12 protein-coding genes are annotated in these 19,022 nt (G+C 65.6%); 5 read left to right on the top strand and 7 right to left on the bottom strand.

The genetic code is table 11. The features are described from left to right. Positions 1-150 precede the first annotated feature (150 nt). Complete coding sequence (locus tag V3B41_RS02095) at positions 151-2,817, top strand: TonB-dependent receptor (RefSeq protein ID WP_197631951.1); 2,667 nt, start codon at positions 151-153, stop codon at positions 2,815-2,817. A gap of 114 nt (positions 2,818-2,931) precedes the next feature. Next, positions 2,932-4,392: an MFS transporter gene (locus tag V3B41_RS02090; RefSeq protein ID WP_049430757.1), complete on the top strand. Its 1,461-nt coding sequence runs from the start codon at positions 2,932-2,934 to the stop codon at positions 4,390-4,392. 61 nt (positions 4,393-4,453) lie between these two features. On the opposite strand, the gene V3B41_RS02085 is transcribed toward V3B41_RS02090, so the two are convergent. Continuing rightward, the gene (locus V3B41_RS02085; RefSeq protein ID WP_049430759.1) at positions 4,454-5,500 is read right to left on the bottom strand and encodes a LacI family DNA-binding transcriptional regulator; all 1,047 of its coding nucleotides are present in this window, start codon (positions 5,498-5,500) and stop codon (positions 4,454-4,456) included. A gap of 216 nt (positions 5,501-5,716) precedes the next feature. Between V3B41_RS02085 and V3B41_RS02080 the strand changes: the two genes are divergently transcribed. Next, a complete protein-coding gene (locus V3B41_RS02080) occupies positions 5,717-8,293 on the top strand; it encodes a glycoside hydrolase family 3 protein (RefSeq protein WP_100443851.1) in 2,577 nt (858 codons plus the stop codon). Positions 8,294-8,483: 190 nt separating this feature from the next. Continuing rightward, positions 8,484-9,731: an arsenic transporter gene (locus V3B41_RS02075; protein WP_049430762.1), complete on the top strand. Its 1,248-nt coding sequence runs from the start codon at positions 8,484-8,486 to the stop codon at positions 9,729-9,731. Positions 9,732-9,756: 25 nt separating this feature from the next. Here the strand turns inward: V3B41_RS02075 and V3B41_RS02070 are convergent, their stop codons facing one another. The 5 genes from V3B41_RS02070 to V3B41_RS02050 all read right to left on the bottom strand — a co-directional run bounded on the left by V3B41_RS02070 (position 9,757) and on the right by V3B41_RS02050 (position 15,187). Beyond that, the gene (locus tag V3B41_RS02070; protein WP_049430764.1) at positions 9,757-11,190 is read right to left on the bottom strand and encodes a porin; all 1,434 of its coding nucleotides are present in this window, start codon (positions 11,188-11,190) and stop codon (positions 9,757-9,759) included. Between the two features lie 132 nt (positions 11,191-11,322). Further along, positions 11,323-12,099 (bottom strand): ABC transporter permease, encoded by a 777-nt coding sequence (locus V3B41_RS02065; protein ID WP_005409726.1) that lies wholly within the window; start codon positions 12,097-12,099, stop codon positions 11,323-11,325. Next, positions 12,083-12,916 (bottom strand): ABC transporter ATP-binding protein, encoded by an 834-nt coding sequence (locus V3B41_RS02060; RefSeq protein WP_014647218.1) that lies wholly within the window; start codon positions 12,914-12,916, stop codon positions 12,083-12,085. Before V3B41_RS02060 ends, V3B41_RS02065 begins: the two co-directional genes overlap by 17 nt. 14 nt (positions 12,917-12,930) lie before the next feature. Next, a complete protein-coding gene (locus tag V3B41_RS02055; RefSeq protein ID WP_049430767.1) occupies positions 12,931-13,989 on the bottom strand; it encodes an ABC transporter substrate-binding protein in 1,059 nt (352 codons plus the stop codon). Between the two features lie 76 nt (positions 13,990-14,065). Continuing rightward, a complete protein-coding gene (locus V3B41_RS02050; protein ID WP_329859988.1) occupies positions 14,066-15,187 on the bottom strand; it encodes a 4-oxalomesaconate tautomerase in 1,122 nt (373 codons plus the stop codon). A gap of 109 nt (positions 15,188-15,296) precedes the next feature. Here V3B41_RS02050 and V3B41_RS02045 point away from each other — a divergent pair, with 109 nt between their 5' ends. Then, positions 15,297-16,199, top strand: a complete 903-nt coding sequence (locus V3B41_RS02045; RefSeq protein ID WP_049430770.1) for a LysR family transcriptional regulator — start codon at positions 15,297-15,299, stop codon at positions 16,197-16,199. Positions 16,200-16,264: 65 nt separating this feature from the next. Here the strand turns inward: V3B41_RS02045 and V3B41_RS02040 are convergent, their stop codons facing one another. Then, a complete protein-coding gene (locus tag V3B41_RS02040; RefSeq protein ID WP_197631949.1) occupies positions 16,265-18,913 on the bottom strand; it encodes an excinuclease ABC subunit UvrA in 2,649 nt (882 codons plus the stop codon). Positions 18,914-19,022 lie beyond the last annotated feature (109 nt).

Genomic DNA, 19,022 nt, shown 5'->3' with positions numbered 1-19,022 from the left:
GCTGATCGCTCAACTGTCTGATTTCCCAAGCTTCTGGTCATCCATCGTTCATTCTGATTGACAGCGTTGTCAGGCGGCACTTACAAGAGCCCACGTCCGGCGCACGGCGCGGGAACGTCCAGACATCATCTATGGGGAGAGAGGGACCCTATGACCGTCCATTTCAGGAAGAGCACACTCGCACAGGCAGTCCTTGCCACCATCGTCACCGCCACTGCGGCGCTGCCGGTGGCGGCGCAATCAGCCAAGGAAAGCAGTTCCACCGCCGCCAGCGAGGCACGGGAGGCCTCGACGCTGGACGCCGTCATCGTCACCGTCGAACGCCGGGAACAGGACCTGCAGAAATATGCAGGTACCGCCCAGGCAATTTCTGCGGACGACACGCGTGCGCTGGGCATCAACAATGAGCTGCGCAACATCCAAGCCCTGGTGCCAGGCATGAGCATGGCCAACCAGGAAGGCAACCTGGAGATCTTCATCCGCGGCGTGGGTTCTTCGAACAACACCGAGCTGGGTGATCCAGGCGCCGCGCCCCACATCAACGGGGCCTACATTGCACGACCGCGCGGCTTGGGCGGGATGTTCTACGATGTCGAGCGGGTGGAAATCAACAAGGGCCCGCAGGGCACGCTGCGCGGCCGCAATGCGCTGGCCGGCACGCTGAACATCATCACCAAGCGCCCTGACCTGGAAGCGTTCGGCGGGTACGTCCAGGCCGAGGCCGGCAATCGTGACCATCGCGGTGGCGAATTCGCCCTGAATCTTCCGATCGGCGGTGGCGCGGCCTTCCGGGTGGCTGGCTACAAGGTGGAGAAAGACTCTCCGTTCAAGAATGCTGGGCGCGCGCAGGACCTGGAACCGGCTGGCGTGCAGGACGACCGGGGCGCACGCCTGTCGTTCCTCTACCAGCCAGATGACAAGCTGTCGATCTTCGCAATGGCCGACATCGGCAAGGAGGGCGGTACGGGCTATCCAGGCGCCAACGTCTACACCGCCGCCAAGGCCGGCTACCTGCCGGACGATGTCGACCTGCGAAAGATCATCTACCGCGGCGCGCAGGGCAAGCTCGACAGCACCAACTGGGGGGCGCAGACCAGCATTTCCTATGACTTCGGCAAGGTGGCGGTGGAGTACAACGGCAGCTACCGCAACGTGGACTACCGCCAGACCAATGCGCAGAGCGAAGGCATCCTCTGGCCGGGCCGCAACATCGATCCGGTATCACCCAGCAACCCGGGCGGCATCGACTACGACAACTACTCCACGCAGTATTGGCTGACCGAGTCGGAGTCGCAGGTACATGAGCTGCGGTTCACGTCCGACCAGGACGAACGGCTGCGCTGGACCACCGGCCTGTTCCACTTCAATGAGGACCAGCGGGTGGGCTACCTTTCGCTGGTGGACAAAGGGCGCTGGTATTCGGGCACTGAATTCACCATGCCCAAGGTCAATGGCAAGTCATCCGCCGTTTTCGCCGACGGTACATTCGACGTCAACGATCGCCTGCGCCTGAAGGGCGGCCTGCGCTACTCCGAGGAGAAGAAGTCGCGTTACGGCATTGGCGGCAACTGGTCGCTGGGCCTGCCTGGCCAGGGCGGGGACTTTGCCACGCGCCTCGGCACGCCCGGCTTCGAGCCGGCTTTCATGAGCCGTCCGAACTTTGACGTCAGCAACATCACCTCGCAGGCGGAGATGGCCCGCTTCCTGCTGCAGGGTGTGCTGCGACATGGTCGCAACGACACCTTGCTGCAGCAGATCGGCGCGGTGCCCGATGGCGGCCCATTCGGTTGCGTGGATCGCCCCGACATCGGTGGCGATACCGTCGATTGCCCGTACCAGAGCTGGGCCCAGGTCAGCGCGATTCCGGCCCAGCAGTTCGGCAAGAGCAAGTTCAGCTTTACCGACTGGCGCGCGGGTTTCGAGTACGACGTGAGCGATGACAGCCTGCTGTACGGCTTGGTGTCGACCGGCCACAAGGCGGGGGGTTTCAACGACACGTTTGATCCGAAGGAGATTCCCGAGACCTTCAAGCCCGAATCGATCATTGCCTACGAGATCGGCAGCAAGAACTCCTTCCAGATGCTGGGTCGCACCTCGACCTTCAACGTCAGCGGGTTCTATTACGACTACAGCGACCAGGTGTTCCAGGACCTGGCGGTGATCGCCACCAACCCGACCACCGGTGAAGCCACCGGCTATGCCCTGGTCAACCGCAACGTCGGCAAGTCCGCGGTGTACGGCCTGGAGGCGGAAAGCACCTTGCGCTTTCCGCACAATTTCATGGTCAACATCAACGCCCTCTGGATGGACAGCGAGATCAAGCGTGGCACCGTCGCCGATGTCCGCAGCCAGAACTACGACGCCGGTGGTGCCACCTCGCTGATCGACCTGTCCGGCAACGAACTGCCGCTGGCGTCGAAGCTTACCTTCAACGTAAGGCTGCAGCATACGACCGAGCTGCGCTTTGGCACCTTCGACTGGCAGTTGCTGGCCTCGTACCGCTCGGCCTTCTACCTCACCCAGTACAACAACCGGGACGTGGAGTTCATCCGACAGGATCCAGCAAGTGGCGAGCTGGTCCATGACCGTACCGAAAGCGCCGCTGCGGCCGGCTTCCCTGACCGCCAGAAGGGCGAGACCACCTTGAACGCGGGCATCGGTTTCACCTCACTGAGCGGCAACTGGCGCGTGGAAGCCTGGGGCAACAATCTGTTGGGCAACGATGTCTCGCAGAAGGCCCTGGTGGGTTCCGGCATCAACGTCCGCTTCCTGAACGACCCGCGCAGCTACGGCCTGCGCCTGCGTTACCAGTTCTGAGCAGTGCAGCCTTGAAGGAGGGCCGGTTTTGCCGGCCCTCCGCGCGCAATCACCACGTCCTGCCCTGTGCGACAACGCACGGGGCGTCGTCCTGTCCGTGATGACACGAGAATCATGAAACACACAACCCGCTGGTCGCAGTTCGGTGTACTCATCACCGTCTTTTTCTTCTGGGGTTTCGTCGCTGCAAGCAACGGCATCCTCATTCCGGTGTTCAAGAAAGCGTTCCATCTCAGCCAGGCGCAGAGCATGTACGTGGCGATGGCGTTCTACGTTGCCTACACCGCCGGTTCGCTGATCTACATCGCCATCTCCCGCGCCATCGGCAACGACCTGCTGCATCGGGTGGGCTATCGCAACGGCATCTGCCTTGGCCTGCTGGTGTCGGCACTCGGTGCCCTGCTCTTCTATCCGGCGGCCAATACCGGCTCGTTTGCACTGATGCTGTCCGGCCTGTTCATCGTGGGCCTGGGCTTCTCGCTCCAGCAGATCGCAGCCAATACGCTGGCGGTGATCATGGGTGATCCGGCCACCGGATCGCAGCGCCTGACCATGGCCGGCGGTGTCAACAACCTGGGCGCAACGGTAGGCCCACTGCTGGTGAGCATTGCCATCTTTGGCAGCGTGTCAGCGGGCAACACAGAGGCGAGCATCGAGAGCGTAAAGACCCCATACCTGGTGCTGGGCGCCGCCTTCGTACTGGTCGCCGTACTGCTGCGGTTCTCGAGCGTGCCCAATCATGTCGAGCTGCGCGCCACGGTCCCCGCAGCTGCGACCGGGACGAATCACCAGGCTGATCGCGGATCTGCGCTCTCCTACCCGCAGCTGGCGATGGGCATGATCGCGATCTTCCTCTACGTCGGCGTGGAGGTGTCGACCATCGACAATCTTCCAGCCTACCTTGAGCAACCCCTGAGCAAGGGTGGTCTAGGCCTGGAAACCTCCGTGATCGCCCCGTTCGTGTCGCTGTACTGGGCCAGCCTGATGATCGGTCGCTGGGGAGGGGCCGCCGGAGCCTTCGACGTGCGCGCAGGCGCGCAGAGGCTGCTGATGCTGGTGTTGCCGTTCATTGCATTTGCGATCTACCTTGCCGTCAACGCGATCTCTGGCCACAACTCCGCACAGTTCTTCCACTACGCACCGGTGATCGCCCTGATGATCATCGCCACCCTGGCCAGCAAGGGCAATCCATCGCGCATGCTGCTGTACTTTGCCGTGTGTGGCATCGGGGCGCAGCTGGTCGGCATGTTCACCACCGGGATGACCAGTGTGATCGCCTTCATCAGTGTGGGGCTGTTCTGCAGCACGATGTGGCCCTGCATTTTCACCCTGGCAATCACGGGCCTGGGCCGCCACACCAACCAGGCAAGCAGCCTGCTGATCATGATGATCATGGGCGGCGGCATCGTCAGTTGGGCGCAGGGGGCACTGGCCGACAAGGTCGGCGTGCACTACAGCTTCATCATTGGCGTGCTGTGTTTCTGCTATCTGGCGTTCTACGCGTGGGCGGCCGGCCGTACGCTGCGTCGCCAGGGCGTGGATCTGGAGCGATTGGCCACCGAAGGCGGCCACTGAGCCGCGCCCCTGCCTGCCAGCATGGCGTGCCGGCCGCGTCGGCACGCCATCGCGCCTGCGTTCAATCGTGACGGGCCGGTCCCGTGGATCGCCGGACCTGCAAGGCATAAGCAATATCGACCACGCCACCGCTGCCGAGCTCGCGCACTTCCTTGATCAGCTCCATGGCCGCGCGCCGGCCCATCTCACGGGTGGGCTGGCAGACGGTGGTCAGTGCCGGATAGATCTGGCGGGCGATCGGCGTGTCATCGAAACCGCAGACCGAGATGTCGGATGGCACCGTTAGGCCGTGTTCGAACACCGCACAGATGACGCCTGCCGCCATATCGTCGTTGGCGGCGAAGATGGCGGTCGGCCGATCAGGCCGATCAAGCAGCGCGTTGGCGCCGATGTAGCCGGATTCGTATGAGAACTCGCCTTCCAGGACCAGGCTGGGGTCGTAGCGCAGGCCTGCCCTGCGCAGGCCTTCGCGATAGCCTGCCAGGCGCCACATGCTTGCGCCATGCGCGGCGTGTCCCTTGATATGGGCGATACGGGTATGGCCCAGCGAGGCCAGGTGTGCGATCAGCGCCACCACCGCGCCGATTTCATCCACGACGACGCCCACGTTCCGGTTCTGTTCCTTCGCCGAAATGCTGGAATACGGGATGCCCAGGTCGACCAGGCGTTCCAGCAGGGCGGTGTCGTCTGTCAGCGGCGGCGTCAGCACCACGCCGTCGAGCTGCGACTGCATGATCAATGACTCGACCTTTTCCACGATATCGGCCGCATCGTAGATCAGCGGAGCGAGCATCAGGTTGTAGTGCTGTTCCATGCACGCGTCCAGCACCCCCATCTCGATCTCCATCAGATAGTTCGAGGACGGGTTATCGAAGAGCATCGCAATGAGGTAGGAGCGCCGGCCAGCGAGGACCCGTGCCGAGGGCAAGGGGCGGTAGCGCAGTTTTTCCACCGCCGCCTCCACCCGGGCCCGGGTGCTCTTGGAGACGTTCGGCTCGTTGTTGAGCACCCGCGAGACGGTCTTCATCGAGACCCCGGCCGTTGCCGCGACATCCTCGATCCGCACGCGTCCCGGCCTGCCTGCGAGCACCTGCTCAGCTCCCGGCATCCCCCGCCCTCTGCCCGTCATAGCCTCACCATCTTTACCGGAATCCTGCACCACGGGATGTGGATACAGATGCAACTTTATCCTCAAATCCCATGCCGCTGTGCAGCAAGCATTCGTCCCACGGGCTGGGTATGCTCGGTTTTGACTGACAACGCTGTCAGGTTGCTTTCCGGCCGCCGAGCCGACCCAAGCCACCCTTCCGAGATGATTGTTCCGATGAACATCCGTCATTCCGATCGTGCGAAGCGCAACCCCGTGTTCCGTCCCCACCGCCTGATGCTGGCTGCGGCGCTTGCCATGGCGCTGGTACCTGCGGCCGGTGCGGCCCCTGCCCCGGTGAACGACGCAGGCACCATCACGCCCGCGCACTGGCCCAGGGCAACCTGGCCGCTGGCCGACGATCCGGCCATGGAACGACGCATCGACGCGCTGATCGCATCAATGACGCTGGAAGAAAAGGTCGGCCAGATCGTGCAGGGTGATATCGCCAGCATCACGCCCGATGACGTGCGCAGATATCGATTGGGTTCAATACTGGCAGGCGGCGCATCCGACCCAGGTGGCCGCTACAACGCAAAGCCCGCCGAATGGCTTGCGCTGGCCGACGCGTTCTGGGAAGCCTCGATGGACACGCGCAACGGTGGCAAGGCCATTCCCATCGTCTGGGGCATTGATGCGATGCATGGCCAGAGCAACGTGGTGGGTGCCACTCTGTTCCCGCACAACATCGGCCTGGGCGCAGCGCGCAACCCGGAATTGCTGCGCGAGATCGCAAGGATCACCGCGGCCGAAACCCGCGTGACCGGCATGGAATGGACCTTCGCGCCGACCGTGGCCGTCCCGCAGGACGACCGCTGGGGGCGCACGTACGAGGGCTACTCGGAAGATCCGGCACTGGTGGCCAGCTATGCAGGGGCCTTCGTCGAGGGCCTGCAGGGCAAGGCGGGGGCCGCGGACTTCCTCGACGACCACCACGTGATGACCACGGTCAAGCATTTCCTCGGCGATGGCGGCACGGGCAACGGCAAGGACCAGGGCAACACCACGGTCAGCGAGGCCGCATTGCGTGACATCCATGCCGCTGGATACCTGCCGGCGATCAATGCGGGCGCGCAGTCGGTGATGGCGTCGTTCAACAGCTTCCATGGCGAGAAGATGCACGGGCACAAGCCACTGTTGACCGATGTGCTGAAGGGCCGGATGGGTTTCGGCGGCTTCGTGGTCGGTGACTGGAACGGCCATGGCCAGATCAAGGGCTGCAGCAACACCGACTGCGCGAAGACCTACGTCGCCGGCCTGGACATGGCCATGGCACCGGACAGCTGGAAGGGGATGTATGAGAGCACGCTGGCCCACGTGAAGGACGGCACCCTGCCGGAGGCGCGGCTGGACGATGCCGTCCGCCGCATCCTGCGGGTGAAGATGCGCATGGGCCTGTTCGACAAGCCCAAGCCCTCCGAGCGCGCATTGGGCGGCAAGTTCGAGCTGCTCGGGGCGCCGGCGCATCGCCAGGTGGCGCGGCAGGCCGTGCGTGAATCGCTGGTGCTGCTCAAGAACCAGAACCAGCTGCTGCCACTCTCGCCGAAACAGCGGGTATTGGTTGCGGGCGATGGCGCCAACGACATGAGCCGTCAGGCGGGCGGCTGGACGCTCAGCTGGCAGGGCGACGGCACGCGTCGCGAGGACTTCCCGAATGCGGAAACGATCTGGGAAGGTCTGCAGGCACAGGTCAAGTCGGGCGGCGGCCAGGCCGAACTGGCCATCGATGGCCGTTACCGCAATCGCCCCGATGTAGCCATCGTGGTGTTTGGCGAAGATCCCTACGCCGAATTTCAGGGCGACTTGCCCAACCTGATGTTCAAGAACGGCAAGTCCGGAGACCTGGAGCTGATGCGACGCCTGAAGGCAGACGGCATTCCGGTCGTGGGGGTGTTCCTGAGTGGGCGCCCGCTGTGGCTGAACCGCGAAATCAACGCCGCCGATGCCTTCGTGGCTGCGTGGCTGCCGGGCTCGGAAGGTGGGGGCGTGGCCGATGTGCTGCTGCGCGGCGGCGATGGGCGCGTGCAACACGACTTCCGCGGAAAGCTGAGCTACTCCTGGCCACGCCGCGCCAACCAGTACGAGAACAACGTGGGGCAGAAGGACTACGACCCGCAGTTCGCCTTCGGATACGGCCTGACCTATGCCGACAAGGGAAATCTACCTGCGCTTTCCGAGGACCCCGGCATTGATCCGGACGCCGCGGGTAGCGGCACCCTGTTCGAGCGTGGTGTGGCCGGCACCGGCCTGATGCTTCGCCTGACTGCCGCCAATGGCGAATCGACCGATGTCGTGCATCCCAATGCAACCACTGCCGACCAGTCACTGGCGATGGTCGCGATCAACACCGATGTGCAGGAGGGCGCACGCCAGTTCAGTTTCCGGGCGCCGGCCACGGTGGCCTTGCAGGCCAATACTCCGCTGGACTGGTCGCGCGAGACCAACGGCGAGCTCTCCGTGGTAGCGACCGTGCGTGTCGAGCAGCTCCCTGCGGCATCCGCAGTGACACTGGGTACCGCCTGCGGGGCGGCGTGTTCTGCCGAGGTTGCGCTGGGCCCTGCGCTGTCGGCAGCGCCGCGGAATGAGTGGCTCAGGTTGGGCGTTCCCCTCAAATGCCTGGCCAAGGCCGGGGCAGACATGAGCCGCTTGAGCGTACCGTTTGCACTGCGCGCCGGAAAGGGCACAACGCTTGCGATCACCTCTGTCGTACTGGGCACCGAGTTCGATCGCAAGGTGGAGTGCGCGACGCAGTAGGCGCCGTGTTGAATGCCTTGGCGCGGCCGTCACGGACCGCGCCACGCCAGGGCATTCGCTGGGCAGCCGGCACGGTATGATGCTGCAACCCCGGCACTTGCACTGATCGCAGCGGGCGCCTGCACGCCGATCACATACGCCGGGGAACCGGCGGCGGGGTCGATGGACGGCACCGCGCACGCCCCACTCCATGCTCGCTTCCCATTCTTCGCTCATCATCTGGATGGCGGTGGCCGTTGCCACTGTCGGCCTGCTGTTCCGCCCGTTCCGCATCCCGGAGTACGTGTGGGCGCTCGGCGCGGCCGCGTTGCTTCCGCTCAGCGGCACCGTGTCGTTCGGCACCACCTGGCACGCAGTCGCCGAAGGCCGCGACGTCTACCTTTTCCTGGTCGGCATGATGGTGCTGGCCGAGCTCGCCCGCCGCGAAGGGCTGTTCGACTGGCTGGCGCTGTATGCGGTGCGGCATGCGGGCGGCTCGGGGCGGCGCCTGTTCGACCTGGTGTTCCTGGTCGGCACGCTGGTAACGGTGTTTCTTTCCAATGATGCGACAGCCGTGGTGTTGACCCCGGCGGTCTACGCGGCCTGCAAGGCGGCCCGCGCCAATCCCCTGCCCTACCTGTTCGTCTGTGCCTTCATCGCCAATGCGGCCAGCTTCGTGTTGCCCATCTCCAACCCGGCCAACCTGGTGGTCTACGGCCAGCACATGCCACCGCTGCTGCAGTGGCTGGCGCAGTTCGCACTGCCCTCGCTGGCTGCGATCGGTGCGACCTATCTTGTGCTGCGCTGGGTGCACCGGCGCGAGATCGCACAGCCGCTGGTGGCCGCGCCGCAGCATCGCCCGCTGACCGAGGGCGGGCGCCTGAGTGCGCTGGGTGTGCTGTTCACCGGCAGCGTGCTGCTGGTGACCTCTGCACTTGACGGGCCGCTGGGCCTGGCCACGTTCTGCGCCGGTGCCCTGAGCGTGGCGGCGGTGGTGGTTCGCCAGCGCCGCAGCCCGCTACCGCTGCTGCGCCACGTAGCCTGGGGCGTGCTGCCGCTGGTGGCCGGGCTTTTCGTGCTGGTGGAAGCGGTAGCGCAGACCGGCGTCATCCAGACTGCGGCCAGCGCGCTGCAGGCGCTGGCGAAGACGTCACCGCAGCAGGCCAGCTGGCTGGCAGGTGGCGCGGCCGCACTGCTCAGCAACGTGGCCAACAATCTGCCGGTGGGCCTTGCGGCCGGTTCGCTGGGCCAGATGGCTGAACTGCCCGCACAGACCCGTGCCGCGCTGCTGATCGGCGTGGACCTTGGGCCGAACCTGTCGGTGACCGGCTCGTTGGCCACCATGCTGTGGCTGGTGGCGTTGCGTCGCGAAGGCGAGCATGTCAGCGCGCTCGACTTCCTGCGCGTCGGCGCGCTGGTGATGCCGCCTGCACTCATCGCTGCGCTGTTGCTGCTGTGACCAGAATGCAGGCGGCGGCCCGGCTCTAGAAGGCCAACTGCAGCCGGGTATTGAAGGTGGTGCCTTCATCCCTGCCCGCGGCACTGCCGCTGCGGTGGCGGGTCTGCCAACGCACGGCTTCGAACATCACCCGGCTGAAATCGTTGAGGTACCAGTTCGCGCCCAGTGTCCACGCGTGGCCGGTACCGCCACTGGGCAGTTCGGCATAGTCCACGTCCTCATAGCGGCCCTTCAGCTCCCACGCACCGCTGCCGCCGCGCGTCACCGGATCGGCCACCTTCACCTTGCCCCACGTGCCGGCCTTGCCCGAGTAGGACGGCAGCGCGCCCGCCAGGAACCAGCCGGCCGAGATCGCCCACGCCTCGTGGTCGCGACCATAGCGCCCGCTGGCATCGGCCCCGCGCAGGCTTCGCGTACCCCACTCGCCGGTTGCCCACGCCGGGCCGAAGAAGCCGGCCAGTTCCGCACCGTAGGCGGTGCTGCGCTCGGCACCCAGCAGTGTGCCCGGCGCGATCTTGACCAGATCGTTGAAATGCCCTGCGATGGCCGAACTGCGCACCACGCCGCTGGCCCCAGCGGGAATCTTCTCGTGGAAGGCCCATGCGCCCAGATGCACCGTGGCGTCAGCGGTGTCCAGCGGATTCCAGTGGACGCGCGTGGCCCAGGTCTGGCTGTCGTTGTCGGTGCCGGCGTTGTTGAGGTCGTTGCCGGACACCGACAGGCTGGCGTGCCACCCCTTTCCATGCACGCGCTCGGTCAGCCCGACACCAAACAGGCCGCGCTGCGGCAGCATCAACGTGCCGACCACGTTGCGTTCCTGGAACGGCGTGTTGGAGGTGCTGCTGGAGCCATCGATACCGCGATCGTTCAAGCGGTTGCCCATCGTGAGATCGGCCGGCAGGCCGAACAGGGTGTGGTCCAGCGTGGCGTAGACCGACTTCCAGGCCACCGCGTTGTCGGCGAAGTCACCCTCCACCACCCAGCCCAGGGTTCCGTAGCGTCCCTCTGCCCCCAGGCGCACCGAACGGATCTCGGTACCCGAAACATTGCGTTCGGCGACCGCGGAACCGTCAGTACTTGAGGCATCGACGAACAGGCGGCCGCGGGGACGGAACACCGTATTGCCGTCGGCACTGCTGAACTCCGGTGCGCCCTTGGCCCAGGAGACCTTGGGCAGCTTGGACTGTCCCGATTCCAGTGCGGCCACCCGCGTCTCCAGCGCAGGTGCGGGCGGCGTGGGCGTTGCGGCCGCAGTGCCCTGCCCGCCCTCCACGGCGCGGAGGCGAGCTTCCAGTTGCTGGATCTGCAACGCCTGCTGCTGCACCAGGTGTGACAGTTCGGCCTGGCTCAGTGGTGCGGGCGGGGGCGAAGTAGACTGGGCGCCTGCGTGACCGCTGGCCAACAGCAGGCCGAGCGCGACCGACAGCGCTGCCAGCGGCAGCACGGTGGAATGATTCATGGGCTCTCTCTCCGGCCAGCCGGCCCCCTGGCCCGGCGCTGGCCTGTTGCGGTGGTGCGGGGGAAGATCGGGGGAAGGAGTGCGCGCCGCCGGATCGGTCCGGCGGCGGCAGGCCGGCTCAGCGCGGCCGGTTCAGCTGGTGGCCTGTGCCTGGGCGTTGGGACGCCAGGTGATCAGCTTGTTCTCGACCACGTCCAGCAGGGCGTCGATGACCAGCACGAAGGCGGCCAGGATGATGATGCCGGCGAACACGCCCACGGCATTGAAGTTGCCCTCGGCCTGCGCGATCAGGTAACCCAGGCCCGCCGAGGCCCCGAGGTACTCACCGATGATCGCGCCGACCACCGCGAAGCCCACCGAGGTGCGCAGCGAGGACAGGATCCAGCTGGCTGCTGCGGGGAAGTAGACATGGCGCAGCAGGTCGCTGCGGCTTGCGCCCAGGATGCGGGCATTGGCCAGCACCACCGGATTCACCTCGCGCACGCCCTGCATGGCATTGAAGAACGTGGTGAAGAACACCAGGGTGACCGCCAGCGCCACCTTCGACCACAGGCCCAGCCCCAGCCACAACACGAAAATCGGCGCCAGCACTACGCGCGGAATTGCGTTGAAGCCTTTGATGAAGGGATCGAGGATGCGCGCCGAGCGTCGGCTCAGGCCCAGCCACACGCCGCCAGCCACACCCAGACCGGTGCCGATGATGTAGCCCAGCGCGGTTTCGGTGAGGGTGATGTAGACGTGCTGGTAGAAGGACGTATCGGACAGCCAGGTCCAGGCCTGCTGCACGATCGCCGTCGGCGAAGGGAAGAAGAACGGATCGATCACGCCCAGCGCGATACCGCCTTCCCAGCCGCCGAAAACGGCGACTACCAGGGCCAGCTGGATGAATTTGTCAGTCTTGGCGTGCATAGCTCTTCTCCACTTCGCCGCGCAGGCAGGCCCAGATGTCGCGGTACAGGTCGGTGAAACGGTCATCCAGCTTGATCTCGGCCACGTTGCGCGGCCGTTCCAGATCCACGTCGAAACTGCGCACGACACGGCTGGCCGGGCCGGAGGACAGCACCACCACGCGATCCCCCAGGGCGATCGCTTCTTCCAGGTCATGGGTGATCAGGATCACCGAGCGCCGGTCCTCCTGCCACAGACGCAGCAGCTCGTTCTGCATCAGGTGCCGGGTGTGGATGTCCAGCGCCGAGAACGGTTCATCCATCAGGATCACCTTCGGCTCGACGATCAGCGCCTGCGCCATCTGCACCCGCTTGCGCTGGCCACCGGACAGCTGGTGCGGGTAGCGGTGCTCGAAACCGGCCAGGCCGACCTTGGCCAACCACGCGTTGGCCTTGGCCTTGCGTTCGGCTTCGGGCACGCCGCGGAAGCGCAGGCCGAGTTCAACATTCTGGTAAGCCGTCTTCCACGGCAGCAGCGCATCCTGCTGGAACAGGTAGCCGACCGACTCCTGCACGCCGCTGACGGCGCGGCCGTCGATGCTGACCTGCCCGGAAGACGGCTTCAGCAGACCCGCCACGGAATTGAGGATGGTGCTCTTGCCGCAGCCGGTCGGGCCGACGATGGCAAGGAACTCGCCGTCACCCACCTGGATGTCGACATCACGCACGGCGGTGAATTCGCCGAAGGACATGGTCACCTTGTTGATGGCGACCATGGTCTGTGCAGGCTCCAGCTGCGGTGCGCCATTGAACTGGCGCACGGTGGCATTGAGGGCCATGGGGTTACCTCCGCTTACGGTTGGGCCGCCGGCGCCGCAGCGTTGGCACGCTCGACGAAGGCATTGGTGTAGGTCCTGGACAGATCGATGTTGGCCTTGGCCACATCCGTGTTGAACTCGCGCAGCACCTTCAGTGGGGTTTCCAGGTCGGCCGGCGTGAAGTGACCGTACCGGGTAAAGATCGCGCGCGCGTTCTCCACCGCGCGGGCATAGGTGGCGCGATCGCCGGAGACGTAGCTGTCCGGCAGCGCGGCAACGATCTCTTCGGCACTGTTGTCGGCGATGAACTTCAATGCCATCTGCTCGGCACGGGCGATCTTCTCGGCCGCTTCGGGGCGCTTGTCCAGGAAGCTCTGGTTGGCATACATCACCGAGGTCGGGTACAGGCCACCATAGACCTGGCGGGCGCCGTCGTCGCTGCGCGCGTCGAGGAGGATCCTGCCGACCTTGCGCTCGGTGATCAGGGTGGCAGCCGGGTCGTAGTTGACCAGCAGGTCGATCTTGCCCTGCTCCAGGGCGGCAACCGCTGCGGCGCCGGAGCCGACGCCGATCAGCGAGATGCTGTCGGCCGGAATATCATGCTGGGCGAGGAAGTGACGGACGAAGAAGTCTGACGAGGAGCCCGGCGCGGTGATCCCGACCTTCTGGCCCTTGATGGTTTCCGGCCGGGCCGGATCGAAGGTGGCATCCTCACGGCCGGCCATCACCAGCCCGGAATTGCGCGAGAGCAGCACGAAGGCGACGACGTCCTTGCCCTTGGCCTGCATCTGGATGGTGTGGTCGTAGAAGCCGACGGCCACATCTGTGGAATTGGCCACCAGCGCCTGCAGTACCTTGGAGCCGCCCTGGGCGAAGTTCTCGGTCTTCACTTCGAGACCGACATCCTTGAAATAGCCCTTGGCGTCGGCGATGAAGAACGGCAGGTTGTTGAGGTTGTAGGAGCCGACGCTGATGCGCACCGGTGCGTTGTCAGCGCTGCCTGTGGTCGCACCTTCGGCGCGGCCGCTGTTGCTGCACCCGGCCGCGGCCAGGCCGGCCGCGCACAGCGCGGCCATCAGGAACTGCTTGTACATCATCCCTCCCAGGAGTGAAGCATCTACGTTGTGGTGGCGGGGCAGGCACGCCTGTGCCGACCCAGCCGGTTTCAGATCATGCCGCTGACGTCCATTGGCGGTCTTGGGTGGTACTGGCCGTGGCGTGCGCGGGCGACGTTGCATATACCCGACCGTCGAACAGTCGGCGTGCGGTGCGCACCACGCTGGCAATCACCGGCGTATCGTCCGAAATGCGACTGAGACTCACCTCCAGGGCCCCGCTCGGATGTTCGAGGGTAATGCTGCCGGGAACGGACAGGCATCCGACCAAAGTGTGGGCCAGCGTGCCCGGCGTGACGGCGGCGGTGGCCAGGCCGACCGCGCCGGTGATGGCCAGTGCGGTGTGGCATTGGTGCGGCATGAAATAGCGCACCTGCAGATCGCCCCCCTGTTGCGGCGCCGACAGCAGCACCGGCTTGGGAATGACCTTGTTGCCGGCGTCGGCGATGCCCATGCGGGCACCTGCCTGGATGCGCAGCGCTTCCAGCCGGCGCATGAACGTCGCGTCCGCGTTCAGTTCGGCGGGCGAAGCATCACCCCGTACGCCCAGGTCCTCGGCACGCACCAGCATCATCGGCATGGCGCAGTCCACCAGGCTGACCGGGACGCCATCGATGGACTCCCGCGCGTGCCCGCTGGGCAGCAGCTTGCCGGTGCGGGCGCCCGCGGCATCAAGGAAAGAGAGCCTGACCGGCGCAGCCGAGCCCGGCGCGCCGGCAATGCGCGTATCGCCGCGGTAGACCACGTTACCGCCCGGCGTTTCCACCGTCGCGATGATCAGCTTGCCGGTGTTGACGTTGTGGATGCGCACCTCGGTCTGCGGATCCTGAGCCTGCACCAGCCCCCGCTCGATGGCATACGGGCCCACCGCCGCCAGCATGTTGCCGCAGTTGGGAGACGTGTCCACGACCTGCTGCTCCACCCTTACCTGGGCGAACAGATAGTCCACGTCGGCATCTGCCCGGCTCGATCGGTCGATGATGGCCACCTTGCTGGTCAGCGCGTTGCCACCACCGATGCCGTCGATCTGCAGCGGATGACCCGACCCCATCACTTCCAACAGCAGGCGATCGCGTTCGGCGGTGTTCGCCGGAAGGTCGCTGGCCAGGAAGAACGGGCCCTTGGAGGTGCCGCCGCGCATGAGCACGCAGGGAATGCTGAGCAGATCGTTGGACATACGTGTGCTAGATTGATGCGTATAGGGGATGAATGACCCCTCTGTGATTCGATACTGGCATGACCCCAATTAATCTGTGAATTGCTGATTTTTGGATGATTGATACCTGATGAGCATCAATTGCGAAATTCTCGATCTACGCGCGTTCCTGCTGGTATCAGAGACGCGCAGCTTTCATCGGGCGGCGGAGATCCTGCATGTCTCCCAGCCGGCACTCAGCCGCCGGATCCAGAAGCTGGAGCAGGCCGTGGGTTCGCCGCTGCTGGAGCGGACCACGCGCAGCGTCAGCACCACTGCCGTCGGTGAGAACCTGCTGCCGCTGGTGCGTCGCATGCTGGAGGAATTCGATGGATCACTGTTCTCACTGCGCGGCCGCGAAGACACCCGCGGCGCTACCGTCACCATCGCGTGCCTGCCGACGGCGGCGTTCTACTTCCTGCCCAGCGTGATGGCGCGTTTCCACGAAGCGCATCCCAACGTCCGCTTCCGGATCCTGGATATCCCGGCGACCGAGGGCCTGCAGGCGGTGGAACGTGGCGAAGTCGAGTTCGGCATCAACTTCATGGGCGCCAACGATCCGAATCTCGATTTCGACGTACTGGCCGAAGACCCGTTCGTGCTGGCCTGCCGACGCGACCACCCGCTGGCCCGCAAGCGCAAGGTGGAGTGGGCCGACCTGGCCGAGCATCAGCTGATCACCGTGCATCGCACCAGCGGCAATCGCACGCTGCTGGACGGCGCCCTGGCGCGCGAGAACCTCAAACTGAGCTGGCACTACGAAGTGACCCACCTGTCGACGTCACTGGGCATGGTCGAGGCCGGCATCGGCGTTTCTGTTCTGCCGAAAATGGCGACGCCGGACGGGGATCATCCCACCCTGGTGACGCGCTCGATAGGCAACCCTGTGGTGTCGCGCACGATCGGGATCGTCCGTCGCCGAGGCGCCCTGCTCTCGCCTACTGCGGAACGCTTTCTTCAGATGTTGATGAGCCAGTGGCGCGGGGAGAGCTGAACATCGTTTGATGGACCGGCGGACCCGAGATCTGGCGGAAAGTGATGGCCGGGCATGGCTCGGCCCTACAGAGGCGCCAGCTCGCGCGCCAGAAACGGCGCCGTCCGGCTGCCCTTGGCACGCGCCACCTGATGCGGCGTTCCCTTCGCCACGATGGTGCCGCCCGCGCCACCTGCGCCCGGGCCGACGTCGATCACCCAGTCGGCCTGCGCGACCGCACGCATGTCATGCTCGATCATGACCACGGTGTTTCCTGCCTCGACCAGCCGCTGCAGCTGTACCAGCAGCCTGTCCGCATCGGAGGCATGCAGGCCGGTGGTGGGTTCGTCCAGCACGTAGAGCGTGCGCCCGCGCTGGCTGCGCTGCAGTTCGGTGGCCAGCTTGATGCGCTGGGCCTCGCCCCCTGAAAGCTCGGTGGCCGGCTGGCCCAGCCGCAGGTAACCCAGGCCGATTTCCTGCAGCAGCTGCAGCGGTCGGGCGATGGGCTCCTCCCCGCTGAAGAACGCATGCGCCTGGTCCACCGTCATCTGCAGGACCTCGGCGATGTTGCGGTCATTCCACAGCACCTTCAGCGTGGCTTCGTTGTAACGCGCGCCGTGGCAGGTGGGGCATGGGGCGTAGACACTGGGCATGAACAGCAGTTCGACGCTCACGAAACCCTCGCCTTCGCAGGTCTCGCATCGGCCCTTGGCCACGTTGAACGAGAAACGGCCCGCATCGAACCGGCGACGACGTGCGGCCGGCGTCGCCGCGAACAGCTTGCGAACGTGATCGAACAGCCCGGTATAGGTGGCCAGGTTGGAGCGTGGCGTGCGGCCGATCGGCTTCTGGTCCACCTGCACCACGCGTTGGATGGCGTCCACATCCCCGGCCAGTTGGCCTCGGGTGGTTTCGATCACCGTCGGCCCGTCGGTCGGCGATGCCTCGGCACCATCGTCCGCGGGTTCGTGCCCCAGATGCAGCAGCATCAGCTCCGGCAGTGCCTGCGCCATCAGGCTGGACTTGCCCGAGCCGGAAATGCCGGTCACTGCCGTCAGCAACCCCAACGGCACCTGGGCGTCCACGCCCTGTAGGTTGTGGCGATGGATGCCCTGCAGTTCCAGCCAATGCCTTGCGCTGCGCTGGCGGCTGGCGGGTGCCGGCACCCGGTCGAACAGATACTGGGCCGTGCGCGAATCCTGCACCTGGCGCAGGCCGTCGGGCTCGCCGCTGTAAAGCACGCGCCCTCCCCGTTCGCCGGCCTCCGGCCCCACGTCCACCAGCCACTGCGCGCGGCGCATCAGCTCCAGATCGTGCTCCACAACGAACACCGAGTTGCCGCCATCACGCAGCCGATCCAGCGCGTCGTACAGCGCCTGGCTGTCGGCCGGGTGCAGGCCAGCCGAAGGCTCGTCGAGCACGTACAGCACACCGAACAGCAGCGAGCTGAGCTGGGTGGCCAGCCGCAGGCGCTGCAGTTCGCCGGCGGACAGCGTTGGCGTGGCGCGGTCCAGCGAGAGATAGCCCAGGCCCAGCTCACGCAGCTGCCGTACACGCGCCATGACCCCAGCCGCCAGTCGCTGTGCAGCCAGCCGCTTCTCTTCCGAAAGGGCCGAAGTCAGGCGGACATCCGGGGCCGCAGCATGGACGGCGCGCCCGCTGGCCGCACGCTGGTTGCGGTCGCGGCGCGTGGCGTTCCTGCTGGTGGGTTCGCCCCGGCTGTGCGCGCTGAAGTCACCTTGCGCGATGGGCTCCAGCAGATCCGCCAATTGATCCAGGGGCAGCCGCATGAACTCGCCGATATCCACGCCCGCGAAGGTGATCGAGAGCGCTTCCGGCTTCAGTCGCTTTCCGTGGCAGGCCGGGCACAGCTTGCCTTCCATGTAGCGGGAAACCCGCTTGCGCATCAACGCGCTCTGGGTATTGGCAAAGGTCTGCAGCACATAGCGGCGCGCGCCGGTATACGTGCCCATGTAACTCGGCTCGAGCTTCCGCTTGAGTGCGGCCCGGGTCTCGGCCGGCGTGAAGCCGGCATAGACCGGCACGGTGGGTGTTTCCTCGGTGAACAGGATCCACTCCCGGTCCTTCTTCGGCAGCTTCTTCCACGGCACGTCGATGTCGTAGCCGAGCGTGACCAGGATGTCGCGCAGGTTCTGGCCATGCCAGGCTGGCGGCCAGGAAGCGATGGCGCGCTCGCGGATGCTCAGCGACGGGTCCGGAACCATCAGCGCTTCGGTCACCTCGTACACATGCCCAAGCCCGTGGCAGGTGCTGCAGGCGCCCTGCGGCGTGTTGGGCGAGAAGTCCTCGGCGTACAGCATCGGCTGGTTGGCCGGGTATGCACCTGCACGCGAATACATCATGCGCACCAGGCTGGACAGCGTGGTGACACTGCCCACCGATGAACGTGCATTGCTCGCGCCGCGCTGCTGCTGCAACGCCACTGCCGGTGGCAGCCCGTCGATGGCGTCCACATCGGGCACGCCGGCCTGGTCGATCAAGCGCCGCGCGTAGGGCGCAACGGATTCAAAGTAGCGCCGCTGTGCCTCGGCGAAGACGGTGCCGAAGGCCAGCGAAGACTTGCCGGAACCGGATACCCCGGAGAACACCACCAGTGCATTGCGCGGGATGGAGACGTCGACATTCTTGAGATTATGCTCTCGCGCACCGCGCACCTCGACGCAACCGCTGGCAGCGGCGGCACATGACGATTCACCAAAGGGGGGCTTGGACATCTTCGCGATCCTGCGGGCAGTGAACGGCGCGCGTCGAAGCGCGCCCAATGGTGCATTCTCGCTGCTGCGGGGTGAAGGTGGGGGATGGCGCGGTCAGGCCATGGGTGAT

Origin of the sequence: Stenotrophomonas sp. SMYL89, assembly GCF_036319985.1 — a bacterium.
GTDB lineage: Bacteria > Pseudomonadota > Gammaproteobacteria > Xanthomonadales > Xanthomonadaceae > Stenotrophomonas > Stenotrophomonas maltophilia_Q.
This window is presented reverse-complemented; position numbering and strand designations above follow the sequence as displayed.